We start from the raw sequence: 13,469 nt of genomic DNA on the forward strand, positions 1-13,469 counted from the left end.
CGGCTACTCCCCCTCTCTGGGCAGGTCAAACGCACGCGCCGTCTCGTCGTACAGTGCGCGATAGTTGGCGAGCATCTGCTCGTGCAAAAAGTACGTGGCGACGCGACGCTGGCCGCGCTCCCCCATCTCAATGCGGCGGGCGCGGCTTGTGCACATGCGCTCCATGGCATCGGCCAAGCCCTTGCGATACATGGGCGGCGTCACAAAACCCGCCACGCCAAAGTCATCGCCCGGGGCACCTTCGAGCAGCTCGCGGCAGCAGCCCACCTCGGTCGTCACGCAGGGACGGCGCGCTGCAAGCGACTCCAGCACGCTGAGCGGCTGGCCCTCGGAGATGCTCGTCAAAATGGTAAAGTCGAGCTTTTCCATGTACTCGACCACGTTGACGCGGCCGGTAAAGATCAGGTTGCGCACGCCCAGGGTGTCGACGAGCGCATGGCACTCGGCGCCGTACTCTTCATCGTCCACGCCACCCATGATGTGCAGACGCACCTTGGGCAGGCGCTCGTGCAGCTCAAAGAAGGCATAGATCATGGTCTTGACGTCCTTGATGGGCGCCAGGCGCACCACCGCGCCAATGTCCACCCAGCCGTCATCGGGCTTTAAGGGAATGTCCTTAAAGCGGTCAAACTGGATGCCGTTGGGAATAACCATGCATTTGTCCGCATCGCAGCCCATATCGATCTGCGTCATGCGAGCGTTATGGAACAAGCTCGTCACGCGGAAGGCGCGGCGGTAGATCTCCTCCGAAAGCAGGTAGAAAAAGCGGATCCAGCGGTCCTTAAACGACGGCACCACCCAGTCAGCGCGAATGATCTCTTCCTCGCGTTCGCGGGTATAGATGCCGTGCTCGGTGAGCAGCACCGGCGCATGGTGAACGCTTGAGCCCAGGCAGGCGAGCAGGCCGCCGTAGCCGGTCGAGATGGCGTGATACACATCAGCCACCGGCACCTCGCTGCCCAGAAGGTAGAGCACGGGCAGCAGCATCGAGCGCATGGTGTGGAATGCATCGGCAAAGGGCGTGTATGGGTACTCGGCCAGGCACACGTCGCGAAAGATATCCATAAACGTGCGGCTCTGCAAAAACGAGAGCGGATGCACGCGACGGCGCTGGAAGATATCGAACAACACGTCCCAGTCCGGATTGGAGAGCGACACCAGGCGGCGCAGCGCCTCGCGCTCGCGGGCGTTAAAGTCGGCCTCTTCTTGCTCGCCCGAAAGCCGCAGGGCGTCGTCCAGAAACACCTCGTGTACCTCGACCACGTTTTTGGGTAGCTCGTAGACAAACTTGCCGCGGTCGGCAGCATGCGCGCCAATCACCCACAGCACAAACTCGTGCTCGGGCATGGCCTGGATGTAGCCGTGCATCCAAGTAGACACGCCGCCGTGCACATAGGGGTAGCAACCCTCGAGTACCAAGCAGATTCTCATTTGTCGCCACCCTCCTTGCGTGCAATGGTCACCGTCTTGTCCGTGGCTTTGACCAGGTACAGGTCGCCCGTCAGATGCGTAATCTCGCCACCCGTGACTGCACCAGGCTCGCCGTTGTTGGCGCGGAACATGAGCCACGCCTCGTCGTGGAAATTGCCCAGGCTGATCGTCCAGGCATCCGCGCCTGTGTCCACGCTCACCGTCACGGACGAAAAGCGCTGGATGGCGCCCGAGCATTCCGAACCGGTCTGGCGCCGCAGGTCGGGCGCAGACTTGGTAAGCCAGTCCAGGTAGTCAGTCAGGCCGCCCTTGTAGACCTCCCAGCCCTCCCTGGCGCCGCGATCGGGATCGAGCAGGTCGTCCGGATGCATAAAGTGCGTGCTCACGTAGTGCATATTGAGTTCGGACACGGCAGCCAGGCGCATGTAGGAATCGTCGACCATGCCGCCCGAGACGATACGCGGCTGCTCCACAATGCCGTCGCTCGCCACGCCAAACTCCTGTACGTACGGCAGATCGGTGCCGTCCTCAAAATACGTACTGGCAATAGTCTTAATGCGCGGAACGTCGGTGCCGATAAGCTTGCGTGCACGTGCCGAAAGGATATTCGACGGTGGCACATAGACCGAGCCGTGCGCGTTGGGCAGCACCTCGTCCTGGAAAGCGATAAGCTCGTTGAGCGATGCGACAAGCGTCTCCTTGTTCTTCCACGTCTTGTAGCCGTACAGCGTGCCATAGTCGGTGTCCCAGAGCGCCAGCGGCTGATGGTTGTAGCCGTGAAAGCCCAGCTCTCCGCCCATCTGCAGCAGCATGCCGCCAAAGTAGCGGAACTGCGTGGTATCGGCCTGGCGCGCGGGCTCGGTCTGGTTGACCGCGTCCTCGTAATTTTCGATCATCACGCCAGTAAAGCGAACGCCATATTTTTGCGCGAGCTTTTGCAGATCGGGCCACCAGACCTTGGCATAAAAGTCGGCGATGGAAAGCCCGTAGTCGCGCTTGATGTAGGTGCCGTCGCCCGAGGGCACGGGGCTGGGAAAGTCGTCCAGATAGAAGACGGCGCTGTTGATGACGGGGTAGGCCGTGGCATCGCCCAGCAGGCTGATCGCCGCGGCGTAAAAACCGCGCATGACCTTGTCATAGATACCGATATTGCACACCACGGTGCGACCGCTACCGCAGTCATTCGACCAAATGAGCGGGGCGCCCGCATCGCCGGTCTTAGCCCACACACGAGCCGTCTCGCGCAGCGAAACCGAAAGCGACGAATCAAAGGGGTCCGAGAGCTCGTAGCGCTCTCCCCCGCCCAGCATAAAGTCCTCGCTCGGCACAATGCTTTCGGCTTTTACATAGTCATATCCGGCAGATTCAATGCCAAGCTTGGGAGCAATCACTTGCAGATAGCCCGAGTTATCCGGAGGCATGGCGAGCATAAGCGAACCGCCGGCACTCACCCAACTCATAATGTCGCTCAGGTGCGTACCGAGCCCATCGAGCGTCGGCATGAGCAAAATCACGCGATCGTAGGAGGTCAACGAGGGAATGGCATCCGCGCCGTCCAGGGCAAGGTCCACGTCGCGGTGCGCGATCTTCATGTCGAGCAGAATCTGGTCGAACTGCTCCTTTACGTCCTCGACGCCAGCTTGATCGGAATCGGTAATGACCAGGCACGTGGGCTTTTGGCCAAATATTGCCGAGGAGGCCGGCACCGCATCGTTGGCGGCGAGCATGCCCAGCTTGTGCTGTCCAGCGCTGTACTGCACGCCGGCGCGCTCCACCAGCAGCACGGCCGCCATGGCAATAAAGACCGCCCACACCACGAGAAGTCCCATCCAACGAAAATGGCCCGCACGGTCGCGGATATGCTGCACCACGCTCATCGGGCCTCCTCTCCGTTGCGCCAAAACGCCAGTTCCTCACGGTTGGCGGCGCTCAAGTATACATGCTGTTTGCCAATCGCATCGATCACACGGTGGACCTCGTCACCGTCGCGGCGCATCACCGCCAGGCGCAGGCAAAGCATCCAAACCTCCTGCTCCTCGGGCACGTCGAGCACCAGCTGGTCGGTCACGGCCTGCGCCTCGTCGATCTGTCCGACATCGGCCAGCGCCGTCGCGTATCGAATGCGAAGCTCAAGGGTGTCCTCGCGCTCGCAGCGACGCGCAAGCAAGCGCGCGTACTGTTGGCGCTGAATCTGAGCCACGCGCCCCTCAGCCAAGCCCGAGCCCAAGTATTCACCAAGAAAATCGCAGTATTCGTTGAGGCTTTGCGCGCTCGGGTCCGTCTTAAAGGCACGCTCCAGCTGCTGCAGTTTAAGGTCGGACTCCTTGGAGATCTGCGCCACCGCCGTCGCGGCATAGTGAGCCACCTCAACGTCGTCGTTAAGCTTAGCCGCCTGCAGCTGCGCCAGGTACGCGTCGGGCTCCTCGGTGAGCATGGAGAGCATTAGTCGGCGCCGTTCTGCCGGGTCGTTGACGATGAGCGCCTCCTCGAGCGGCACTACGCCTGCATCGGCATCACGTTCGTGCACTAGGATGCTGCGATGCAGGTCGTCGTTGAAGCGCAGCGACTCCAGCGCAGACTCTTTCAGCCCCTCGCCAAACACCGCGCCGCGGACCGATAGCAGAACCACCAGCAACGGGCCCCACAGCGGCACCAGCACTATCACAGCCAGCATGTGCCCGCGCACCGACAGCAGGCCCAACTTCATAAGCGTCCACAGCACCAGGCAAACCAGCGAATGAATCAACAGCAAGACGGCAGCAACGACAAGCGAGATCAAGCGGCATCCCCCTCACCGTCACCGGTGTCAGCAATGTGTTGCAGCAGCGCCACGATGTCCTCGCCGTCGACGGGCTCCACCGCAATCTGCTTTGCGCTCAGGCGCTCGCGGATAATGGGCAGATTGCACGCCTTTGCCTGGCGCATAAGCAAGTAAAGCACGTCGCCGTCGACCAAGCCCGCCGCATCGCTCTCGCGGATTGCCGACCCAATTGCGCCCACCAGCTCGCCGACAGGCTCCATGCCCGGTACCACGCGCAGGAGCAAAAAGCTGCCCATCTTGCCATCTGCCAGCGCCTGCTCGGCCGCGAGCTCTTGGCCAAAGGCAGCCTGCTTGAGCACGCAAGTGCCGTCAAAGCAGCGTTTATCCTGTGCCACCGCCTCGTAGTCAAAGGCACGGCCCAGCGCGCTTTCGACCAGGCCGCACAAGATGCGGAACAAGTTTTGATAATAGAGGGTCATTTGGTTTTCGGCCGCGCGACGTACAAAGATCAACACGGCGGGTGCCCCGTCGCGCTCGATCGTGTATCCAAACATGGGAAGCCCCGGCGTCAGCTCGCGGTTCACCCACAGATTCGAACGACCCCCGTCGCCCAAAAGAGGTGCAAGCTGCTCAAGCGTGAGCGAGCGTGCGGCATCTTCGGCAATCGCGGGACTTGCTGCCACCAGGCGTGCAAATGCTCCGCCCGAAACATGGTAGATCGCCACCGAATCGTTCTCGAGGATCTCGCCCAGAAGCTCGCAGCACTTGCGATAGATGTCGCGTGGGTTGAACACGTCAAGCTCCTGCGTCACGGCAAAGATCTTGCCAAAGCTGTCGTGGCGACCCACGATCTGGCGCCTGTACGCACGCTTGTCCTCGATCGCGTCGTGGTAGAGCTGCGTAAGAAACGTATTGCGGTTGCGCACGAGCTTGTTTTGATCGCGCTCCGCCCTAATGGCTTCGCTGTTGCGCAGCTGCACATAGCCGCACACGGCACCCACAACAAAGTACGCAATAAACGGCAGCCAGTTGGACGGCTCGTAGAAAAGGCCCTGGAAGGTATAGCCGTACTGAGTAAAGTAGCTCGCGGCCAAACCCACCGACGCCAGCAGCGCCGCAACCAGGCCAAAGTCCAAGCCATACAGCGTGCCGATGAGCACCACGTAGAGCAGGCGATAATCGAGCACGTTGAGCTGGGTCGATTGGGAGAACAAGCGCTCCAGCACTTCAAAGAGCACCCAGGCGGCTGCCGTCTCCAGGCATTTGACAGGCAGCGTGCGCATTTGAATGCGGTCGATGGCCGCGCGCAAGGGGTTGACCTTCTTTGCGCGACCAGCATCCCAGCGAGCCTGAATGGTCGAGAGGTCGCGCAGCAAGTCGTAGCGCTGAAACCAGCCATAGCGCACGCGAGCGACGTCGCTGGCGTGCAGGGCGTAGCCGGCAGATTCGCCATAGGCAACTGAGAGCCCTGGGAACAGCGCCTGAAGGGCCTCGCCCACCTCACCCACCGTGTGATGGAAGGTATCGGCTACATCGAGCGTCTCAAAGTTGCCATCCCAGCTGTCGAAGATACGGCGTACCAGCACCGAAAGTTCCTCGGCACACAGCAGCGGAAACGCCGCATCCTGCGCGCCCTGCAAAGCGGCCGATCCGGTTGAGCATGCGTCGAACATCGGCACCAAAAACGGGTCCTCCAGCGCGGCAGACGCGGTATACAGGAACGGCACGCGCAGGATCTTGGTCTGAACGCCCTCGCGAGCAGCGTAGTAGCGGCACAGGTCGTTGGCTGCGTGCGCGATAATGCCCTTGCCCGTTCGCCCCGCGGCATCGGCGGCACCCTCGGCACCCGCGGGCCCCGCTACATACAGTAGTTGGACCCGGCGACCCGCGCACGTACGAAAGACCGAGCGCAGCAGCTCGATATCGCCCACGGTATCGGTATGCGGGGTAAGGAAATTAGACATGTAGACCACGCGGTCGAACTCGTAGGCCTGATCCAGGTGCTGGAGGAGCTCTTTCCACGAGGCATGGGGCGACGACTCGTCGCGGCGCGCTTCCGCGGCAGCGACGACCTTAACGTGGTCCCCGGGGAACGCCTTGGCGCAAAAGTCATCGTCAACATATGCGGTGTTGCCAACAACCAGCACCTCCATAGCGCACCCTTCCTCTAAAATCCACTTCTGTCATAGTCAAACATGCGTATTTTACGCTGTCAACGCGAGCTAGAGCGCCTTTAAGGCTGTTTTAAGAACTTTTTTAGAGGATGTGGGGACATCGAGAGTGCTAAATGAGCGACCAATTCGGAAGTGGGGTGAAAAACCGAGACCTGTCGACCAGACCCCTGTTTTAGACATCCGAGACCTGCGGTTTTGTTGCCGAAAATCAGTTTGTGCTCGGAGGTTTCCGATTTTTTCACCGCACTTCCGAAATGACAGCCCCGCATCGACAACATTAATCAGAACTAGCAGCGTCCAGAAGTCTAGCCAAGTAGCTTCGACTCGATTCCCGCGAAATCAATAAGTCCCGTTGAGTAATCTAAAATAAATAGCAGACAGGTACCAAGAACCCATACCTCATCAGCCAAACGCAAAGTATCGTTTTGCGCCTTCACGATCGTCTCATGGTCAAGGTCTCTATACTCAGACTCATAACCGGCCTCGCCGTTATAGCCGCACAACCGAAGCGCCTTGATGGCGGTAAGCACAATCATTTCATCAACGTCAGGCCTAATAAAATGCCGCTCAAAACTCTGGTATCTAGAAGCATTGCCAACGATTGACTTGTATTTCAAAACATCTTTACGGGAAACAGTTCTGTTTAGATATTCTACGTCGGGCATTTTCAGAAAGTGCTTACATGCCTCGACCATTGGATAGTTAACGTAGAGCTTGCCATTGTCTGTGCTCTCGTTAAAGTAACGTTGCATTTCCTCTAACCGTGCAGGTGAGAACCTATTATCTTGGGGCTCATAGTCAAAGACCAGCAAAACATCAGAATAATCCTGGTCAAATAACCACTTATCCTCTTCGGACGCACGTTCCTTAAGGACGCCGAGAAGCGATAAGTCGTCCTGAAAGCCGTCCGAAAACATCCTTTCATAAAGCTCGTAGATATTTGTGTTATAGGAAACGATCTCATAGCCAATGTCGAGGCCATAGCACCTAAAGAGAGCCTGGAAGAGTTTAATCTCTTGCTTTATACCCTCAACGATAAGCAGAACTTGCTTCCTAGACATCGAATTCGCCAGCCTTATAGAGCTTTTCGAGGTTGTGCCCTTCCCTTAGTTCCCTATCTGTTGCATTGGCAGCTGAAATAATATTGTGATCCGAAAGAATGAATAAGCAGTCTGGCCTAAGGATTTTATTGCTGAACAAATCTGTATTATGCGATGCGCAAAGCACCTGGCGTCCAGTCTGGGACTTAAAATAGTCAACGACCTTCTCGGCGAGATCGTGATGATAGAACGCATCGAACTCGTCGACAAAAAGCAAGGACGGCACACTTGTAGCATGAAAATAATTAAACAGTCGCAGCAGCGCAACAGTGCCGCTTGAACAGTTTTCTACAAACGGAATAAGTCGACTTTTTTCAAAGTACAAAGCGATATCACCCGATGGCGTTTCACGCGCAGTAAGGCGTTCTCGAATTCCAAAGTCATTCAAAAAAGCCTGAAGCTCAGAAACCAAGCCATTCGAAATAACGTTTTCGGCGATGGTAGAGACAAGGTTACGGTCGTTCATATGTGCGTCGCCAATGGCATCCATTGACCGCGCAAACGTATAAAGCTTAAAAAGAGGCATTGCCCTCTCAAAAGGAATGTTATTGCACACATACGCCAAAACAGAAATGCCGGGAGATTTGAACTCCCAGTTCAATCGATCGGCACCAATAGAAGCCAAATCGCCATCGAGCACTTTACCTGCACGGTGGTCGTAATCAAATGCAATCTTGCCGTTAACAGCCACTGTCTCACGAAGATAGTCTGTTATCCCAGTCTTTTCGTAACGATAAGCAACTTCGTCATTCCCAAAGCGAAACGTGTAGGCAAAGCACGCCGACGTGACCCCATCAACTGCGCTGAGGTAATTAGTTTTATTGGAATAGAAGATCCGACGCCCCACATTTGCTGAAATATCGAGAAGAGCATTGGAGAAATTTGTTTTGCCGACAGCGTTTTTACCGTAGATGAGACCACAAGAAACGATGCCCTCATCGATGGCTGACGTATTGAATCTGTAGTCCCTGACATCGGTCAAATTAAAGGTAAATTTATGGGAGAAGTTTCGGAATCCCTCGACCTCAAAACGCGTTAGCATCGAAACCTCCATGTTATACTTGCCGTAAACTTTTTACGGCAAGTATAACATGGAGGTGACTTGGCGAGGGCCTTATGGTCGAAGTCAGGTTGTCCAGTGTGCAGTAGTAGGGGTACGAATAACGCGACCTAGGTCGACATGGCAAAGGCACCGTGAGGCTGTGCCATTCACGATATTCAGTAGTACTCAGGCGAGCAAATAATCACTCGGCCTAAACCCTGTCAAATTATTCCTCAATAAGACGCTCCAATTTAGACCGAGCTCTTGCAATCAGAAACTCCCACAAACCGTCACCGTTCATTAGAGTGCGATTAAACGAATCGACTTCAACGGCCGCCAAGCGAGTGATGGAGACGCAACGATCCTCTTCCAATCTTTGTCTAAAAACAACGGCGTGACGAGGGTTCAACGGGAAATAGATGCCACAAGGGTTTTCATCACTCTCGTCCTTCCACTCTGCATGCACGGGAAGTGACGAGGTTATAAACTCAGAGCCTTCTGGCGCTATATAAAACAGACAATCCATGTCGAGCAATAAGACAAGTAAATCGTACATTGGCGCGCCCTTATCGAACCTGAACAGCGCTGTATCCAGACAAGCAAGCTCGACAATGGCTTCAAATTCATTCCTGTAGCCCGCCAAATCCATTTGAGAAATGTCTTTGTCAGAGAAAAAAGCGCTCGACAACAATTCGACGGAGTGAGCGCCAGCGTTACCCCTCACCTTGCTCAACCATTTAGGATGTCTCGCAATGAGCGATGCGAGCAAAAATGCCAGTCGAGAAATCAACGCGACGCACTCTTCACCTTTTGGCAGTTTTCCGGAATCAAGAAAACTGAGCAACGATCGGTAGGAAGGTGCAAGATTGTTCTCGATTTTCCCAAGAGCATCTTCGATGACGCCCTTCTCGATGAATCCGTCATCGCCCTGGGATTCACGTCGCCTGACCTCATAGAGGTAGTTTTCTGCACAAACGTTTTCGGGCTTCGTTCGAAAGACGGGTTTCAACCCACCAGCATCGCGCCTTACAACGCTGAGATAGCCCGAGTCATCGGTAAACGATCTAAGATAAAAACGCGGCACATAGTGCTGATTCTTAACCCCAGGCACGAGTACGCCCCTCTCCAATTAACAAATCAATCAAGAGCAAGAGTTCCCAGCCGGCGACCGATCTAGCAGCAATGAATCAACCGCAATCGGCTCGGACCTCCTTGATTCTCGCCAATGCGACATCGATGTCCATCGCGGCCAGCTGAGAGCACACGGCATCTAGCGCCACTTTGCTAAAGAATGGAATCTCAGGCCTTACCGCATCATTTTTAGAGATAATCGCAAAAAAACCTGTTTGACCGAATCCCTTTCCAATTTAAAACAATTAGGTTCGATCTTGTCTAGAACAACCTGTGCGCACTCCCTAAAACTAGGGTCTGCCTTTACCAAACGAGCCGAGACCAAGCCCTGATTGAACAGATGGCTTAAAGTCGAAGACCCTTGATAATGCTTAACGTGAATGAACGTACCGTCTTTGCATAATATGTCACAAAGCTCGACCTGGCTGCCTCGACCGCCGTAGTAAATGGTCTTCTTGTCTAGCAACAACTCGGTCGAGGAATTCATCTCCACGACACGTTGGTTATACGGGCCCTCATATTCACCCTTAAAATATTCTGGGAATTCCGTTGGGTAAAGCGGAATCTTAGAGAAGCGAGATTCAATCGATGATTTGTAGTCACCATCAATTCGATACCATTTTCCATTATTTGCACAGTAACTGGCCCCTTGATATTCGACCTCGCCATATAGACACTCAGATGCGCGCCATTTATTTATCACCGAGCCCTCTGCCTGTCCAATAACAGAAATACGGGTTTTGCAAAGGTCTTCGTAGCTCTGAGGCAACTTTTCCGGTTCCGGATAGACCATGTCGAGACAAACATCGTCAAGCAAAGAACCCTTTGATCCAACACGAAAGCCGGCAACCGCCTCCCATTCAAGGATTTCCGGCACTGCAAGCCATATATTCTGATCGTGAGCATTAATGAGGCTGATGACTTTAGAATTCAACGCATCTTCGAGTGACCGCTTGCGCACCGGAACGATTCTGTCGACCCAATCGTATTTAGCCTTATAAGAATCAAGCACATAAACAGCATAGACAGACTTAAGATAGTCTCTGATCGATTCTACCGACTCGCCAACGCTCAATGCGAGAGAATCCGATCCAGTAATAGATCCAGTTGCAAGCAGCCCATCGCCTCCGCTCACAGTCACTCCCTCTAGCAAATCGCGCTCGACGTCGATTTCAAAAGCATCAACTGAAGACGGAAGGGGCATTTGCTCGTCGGTCTTTCGAGCATTGCCTGAAACTGCAGTTCGTTTTAGTTTGCGAAGTCCACCATCCATCGCCTGATTGAGCGCCACTTTAAGCCCAAAGCGTTCCTCGACCGCCTCTTTATCCAGCAAAGTAAAACCATAGCCAAAAGAAATGGCAAATAGACGCTCGGCGTCCTCCGCCACGGCGACTTGGACCAGATGGAGAGCGCTTGCAGAAGAAGATAGCAAAGTATCGGACTCCAGTTGACCGTCAAAATAATCAATCCATTTTGGCGGATGAGGGTCTGATGGCTTTGTATAAACCACTGAACCATCCTCTAGAAGGTGCCTATGGATATAGGGGTCATTGGAGTCAACGACATCACCAATATTAAAACCCTCTTTAATGAGGTAAACCGACATCTTTTGCTTAGTCATAAACATCACCCGTCACGATCGAACCAGACAGCCACCTTATACCCGTGAATAGGCCGACCGAATGCAATGTCTCCACTGAATGCAGAAGGGAGAAACCCTGATTAAGCGCTTCACCGCATTCAATTAAAACTGAACAAATTACTCTCACGGCACAAAAGAGCCCCAGGCAGCGCGAACGTGCCCTTTTACCCGATCGCTTTGCTGGCGATGGAGAAAGCCAATAATCACCGCCCAGCAACACCCGTCGTGGGCGCGGGCTCCCATACCAAAGGGCACCGCCACTCTGAGCTGTACCAAGTGCACGTCAATCTGGGACGATGGTTTAAGGAGCCTCTCTCATTTTGGAACAAAGCCCTGGGCCCACGCGGCGGCTCAGGACACGCCCACTAACGAGAAGACTCACCATGCCTAACGGCGACATCGCCAGCCTGCTGAAGTTCGCACCCAAAGAGGCGTATATCAACGGACTGATGGACGGGCGCCTCAATATGAACGCAGCCGATTACTGCCACGGTCTGCCCGGAGAGCAGGGCGATCCGCTAGAAGCGTCTTTAGCATACATGATGGGCATCTACGCCAACTGGCTCTTGCCGACCTGCTGCACGTTCACGGTGCGAGAGGGCGACATCGTTGACAACGCCGTCGTAGTTACCAGGCGAATGAACGATGAGTTCAGGTGCGCCGACGACTGGATCGGCATCGTGCGGTACGACCGCTTTGAGCGGCTGCTAAATTGGGATAACGATTCTGGGGACGGCATTTCCCCACACGGCTCCATCCTCTATGGCGCCCCCTCCCCAACCTTCCCCAGAAAGTTCGCTGATGTTGACTGGGGTTCCCGTAAAATAAACCCAACATAATATGTGCGGAGTGCTGGCCTGAAGCTGCCTTCGGACCCTATTGGCCGCTCACCGAGAGGCTCCGCTATGAAACGATCCCTTTACTACCTGCTCTGCGCGATCGCGTGCACGTCCATGGTCGGCGCGACGATGCCCATGGCAGCCATTGCGGAGGCGATTCAGCCTCAAGAAACCGCCGAGCAGCAAGCGCAAGCCGACGCCACGAGCAGCGACACAGACAAGGCCGAAGACGGCAACAACACAAATACGGCAGCAGATTCCGCAGAGGACGGCGCCGCAACATCCACCGGCACCAGCGCCGTCAACACGGAAAGCGCTGACGGCGCCCCCGGCTCCCCCACCGCAACCACAGCCCCCGCCCCATCCCTTAGCGCCCAAACCACCCCCACGCCCACCGCAATCTCCGCCACGTCACAAACCACCTACGCCCACTCCGCCACGGCAACCCAAAACGGCGCACCTTCACCGTCTCGTGGAACGACGCCCCCGCGGGCACCGCGACGACCTTCCACGTAACCCAGACCAACGGCTCGTCCCAGGCCAAGGCGCGCATGGACGTGCCCACCTATTGGGACGGCGGCAGCCAGGAAAGCGTCTGCGACCCGTCGCGCCCGGCATGGTCCAGCTACTACAGCCTGGGCACGGCGGGCCACGACTTTACCTTTGACTTCACGGCATCGGGCACGTACCGCATCTACTTCTACTTTATGGACAACGACAGAAACGACCCCCAAAACGACAAGGGGATCTACTACCTGCGCACCACGGCGGAGGTGACCGTAAACGACGCCGCCCGCCCGAGCGTCACGCAGATCGTCAACGACGCCGTGGCCCTGTGCAGGCAAGAGACAAACGGCTCAGAATACGACATGGCGCTGTGGCTCCACGACTAGACGCTCGACCAGCTGGAGTACGATCACAGCCTCAACTGGTGCTCGGCCGAAAGCGGCCTCACGCGCCACCAGGGCACCTGCGAGAGCTATCAGCGCATCTACTCCAAGCTCCTTGACGCCGCGGGCATCGCCAACGGCCGCATCACCGGCAACGGCCACACCTGGAACGCCGTAAAGATCGACGGCAAATGGTGCCAGATGGACCTAACCTGGGACGACACCAACGACAACTGGTATGGGGACCTGGACCAGCGCCTTGCCGTTGCGCGTGCGGTCTGCTCCGACTCCCCCGTGCTTCTGCTCGATGTATGCACATCGGCCCTCGACCCCAAGACCGAGCGAGAAATGCTGGACCGCATGCGAAATCTCGGTCATACCGTCATCATCGTCACACATCGATCTGCTGCGTTGGAGGTTTGCGATCGGGTTATAGGCCTTGCATCTAAATGGTGATCT

At 55.9% G+C, this 13,469-nt stretch carries 12 protein-coding genes; 3 read left to right on the top strand and 9 right to left on the bottom strand.

Annotated elements, in window-relative coordinates:
* Nucleotides 1-3: 3 nt before the first annotated feature.
* The 9 genes from pelF to I2H81_RS07305 all read right to left on the bottom strand — a co-directional run bounded on the left by pelF (nucleotide 4) and on the right by I2H81_RS07305 (nucleotide 11,260).
* Complete coding sequence (pelF, locus tag I2H81_RS07270) at nucleotides 4-1,431, bottom strand: GT4 family glycosyltransferase PelF (RefSeq protein ID WP_195645067.1); 1,428 nt, start codon at nucleotides 1,429-1,431, stop codon at nucleotides 4-6.
* The gene (locus I2H81_RS07275; protein WP_195645068.1) at nucleotides 1,428-3,308 is read right to left on the bottom strand and encodes a DUF2194 domain-containing protein; all 1,881 of its coding nucleotides are present in this window, start codon (nucleotides 3,306-3,308) and stop codon (nucleotides 1,428-1,430) included. The genes pelF and I2H81_RS07275 overlap by 4 nt, the downstream gene beginning before the upstream one ends.
* The gene (locus tag I2H81_RS07280) at nucleotides 3,305-4,210 is read right to left on the bottom strand and encodes a hypothetical protein (protein ID WP_195645069.1); all 906 of its coding nucleotides are present in this window, start codon (nucleotides 4,208-4,210) and stop codon (nucleotides 3,305-3,307) included. Before I2H81_RS07280 ends, I2H81_RS07275 begins: the two co-directional genes overlap by 4 nt.
* Nucleotides 4,207-6,345 carry a DUF4118 domain-containing protein gene (locus tag I2H81_RS07285; protein WP_195645070.1) on the bottom strand — a complete coding sequence of 713 codons (2,139 nt, stop codon included), beginning with the start codon at nucleotides 6,343-6,345 and terminating at the stop codon, nucleotides 4,207-4,209. Before I2H81_RS07285 ends, I2H81_RS07280 begins: the two co-directional genes overlap by 4 nt.
* 326 nt (nucleotides 6,346-6,671) lie before the next feature.
* Entirely contained in the window at nucleotides 6,672-7,427 is a 756-nt protein-coding gene (locus I2H81_RS07290) for a hypothetical protein (protein ID WP_195645071.1), read from the bottom strand.
* Nucleotides 7,420-8,508, bottom strand: a complete 1,089-nt coding sequence (locus I2H81_RS07295) for an AAA family ATPase (protein ID WP_195645072.1) — start codon at nucleotides 8,506-8,508, stop codon at nucleotides 7,420-7,422. The genes I2H81_RS07290 and I2H81_RS07295 overlap by 8 nt, the downstream gene beginning before the upstream one ends.
* Before the next feature lie 226 nt (nucleotides 8,509-8,734).
* The gene (locus I2H81_RS07300; protein WP_195645073.1) at nucleotides 8,735-9,619 is read right to left on the bottom strand and encodes a DUF4238 domain-containing protein; all 885 of its coding nucleotides are present in this window, start codon (nucleotides 9,617-9,619) and stop codon (nucleotides 8,735-8,737) included.
* A gap of 76 nt (nucleotides 9,620-9,695) precedes the next feature.
* Complete coding sequence (locus I2H81_RS10620; protein ID WP_411266931.1) at nucleotides 9,696-9,788, bottom strand: hypothetical protein; 93 nt, start codon at nucleotides 9,786-9,788, stop codon at nucleotides 9,696-9,698.
* 26 nt (nucleotides 9,789-9,814) lie between these two features.
* Entirely contained in the window at nucleotides 9,815-11,260 is a 1,446-nt protein-coding gene (locus I2H81_RS07305) for a DUF6119 family protein (RefSeq protein WP_195645074.1), read from the bottom strand.
* Between the two features lie 404 nt (nucleotides 11,261-11,664).
* Here I2H81_RS07305 and I2H81_RS07310 point away from each other — a divergent pair, with 404 nt between their 5' ends.
* From I2H81_RS07310 to I2H81_RS07320, 3 genes are all read left to right on the top strand, one after another.
* Nucleotides 11,665-12,120, top strand: a complete 456-nt coding sequence (locus tag I2H81_RS07310) for a hypothetical protein (protein ID WP_195645075.1) — start codon at nucleotides 11,665-11,667, stop codon at nucleotides 12,118-12,120.
* A 551-nt stretch (nucleotides 12,121-12,671) separates the two neighbouring features.
* Nucleotides 12,672-13,013 carry a hypothetical protein gene (locus tag I2H81_RS07315; protein ID WP_195645076.1) on the top strand — a complete coding sequence of 114 codons (342 nt, stop codon included), beginning with the start codon at nucleotides 12,672-12,674 and terminating at the stop codon, nucleotides 13,011-13,013.
* A gap of 198 nt (nucleotides 13,014-13,211) precedes the next feature.
* Nucleotides 13,212-13,466, top strand: a complete 255-nt coding sequence (locus tag I2H81_RS07320; protein WP_195645077.1) for a P-loop NTPase family protein — start codon at nucleotides 13,212-13,214, stop codon at nucleotides 13,464-13,466.
* Nucleotides 13,467-13,469: the final 3 nt, after the last annotated feature.

It is taken from the genome of Collinsella aerofaciens (assembly GCF_015561195.1).
Taxonomy (GTDB): domain Bacteria; phylum Actinomycetota; class Coriobacteriia; order Coriobacteriales; family Coriobacteriaceae; genus Collinsella; species Collinsella aerofaciens_AC.

What these genes read in the sequence shown, in the direction of transcription:
- pelF (WP_195645067.1), bottom strand. Translation starts at nt 1,431, where the DNA reads ATGAGAATCTGCTTGGTACTCGAGGGTTGCTACCCCTATGTGCACGGC.
- I2H81_RS07275 (WP_195645068.1), bottom strand. Translation starts at nt 3,308, where the DNA reads ATGAGCGTGGTGCAGCATATCCGCGACCGTGCGGGCCATTTTCGTTGG.
- I2H81_RS07285 (WP_195645070.1), bottom strand. Translation starts at nt 6,345, where the DNA reads ATGGAGGTGCTGGTTGTTGGCAACACCGCATATGTTGACGATGACTTT.
- I2H81_RS07290 (WP_195645071.1), bottom strand. Translation starts at nt 7,427, where the DNA reads ATGTCTAGGAAGCAAGTTCTGCTTATCGTTGAGGGTATAAAGCAAGAG.
- I2H81_RS07295 (WP_195645072.1), bottom strand. Translation starts at nt 8,508, where the DNA reads ATGCTAACGCGTTTTGAGGTCGAGGGATTCCGAAACTTCTCCCATAAA.
- I2H81_RS07305 (WP_195645074.1), bottom strand. Translation starts at nt 11,260, where the DNA reads ATGACTAAGCAAAAGATGTCGGTTTACCTCATTAAAGAGGGTTTTAAT.
- I2H81_RS07310 (WP_195645075.1), top strand. Translation starts at nt 11,665, where the DNA reads ATGCCTAACGGCGACATCGCCAGCCTGCTGAAGTTCGCACCCAAAGAG.
- I2H81_RS07315 (WP_195645076.1), top strand. Translation starts at nt 12,672, where the DNA reads ATGGACGTGCCCACCTATTGGGACGGCGGCAGCCAGGAAAGCGTCTGC.
- I2H81_RS07320 (WP_195645077.1), top strand. Translation starts at nt 13,212, where the DNA reads ATGGACCTAACCTGGGACGACACCAACGACAACTGGTATGGGGACCTG.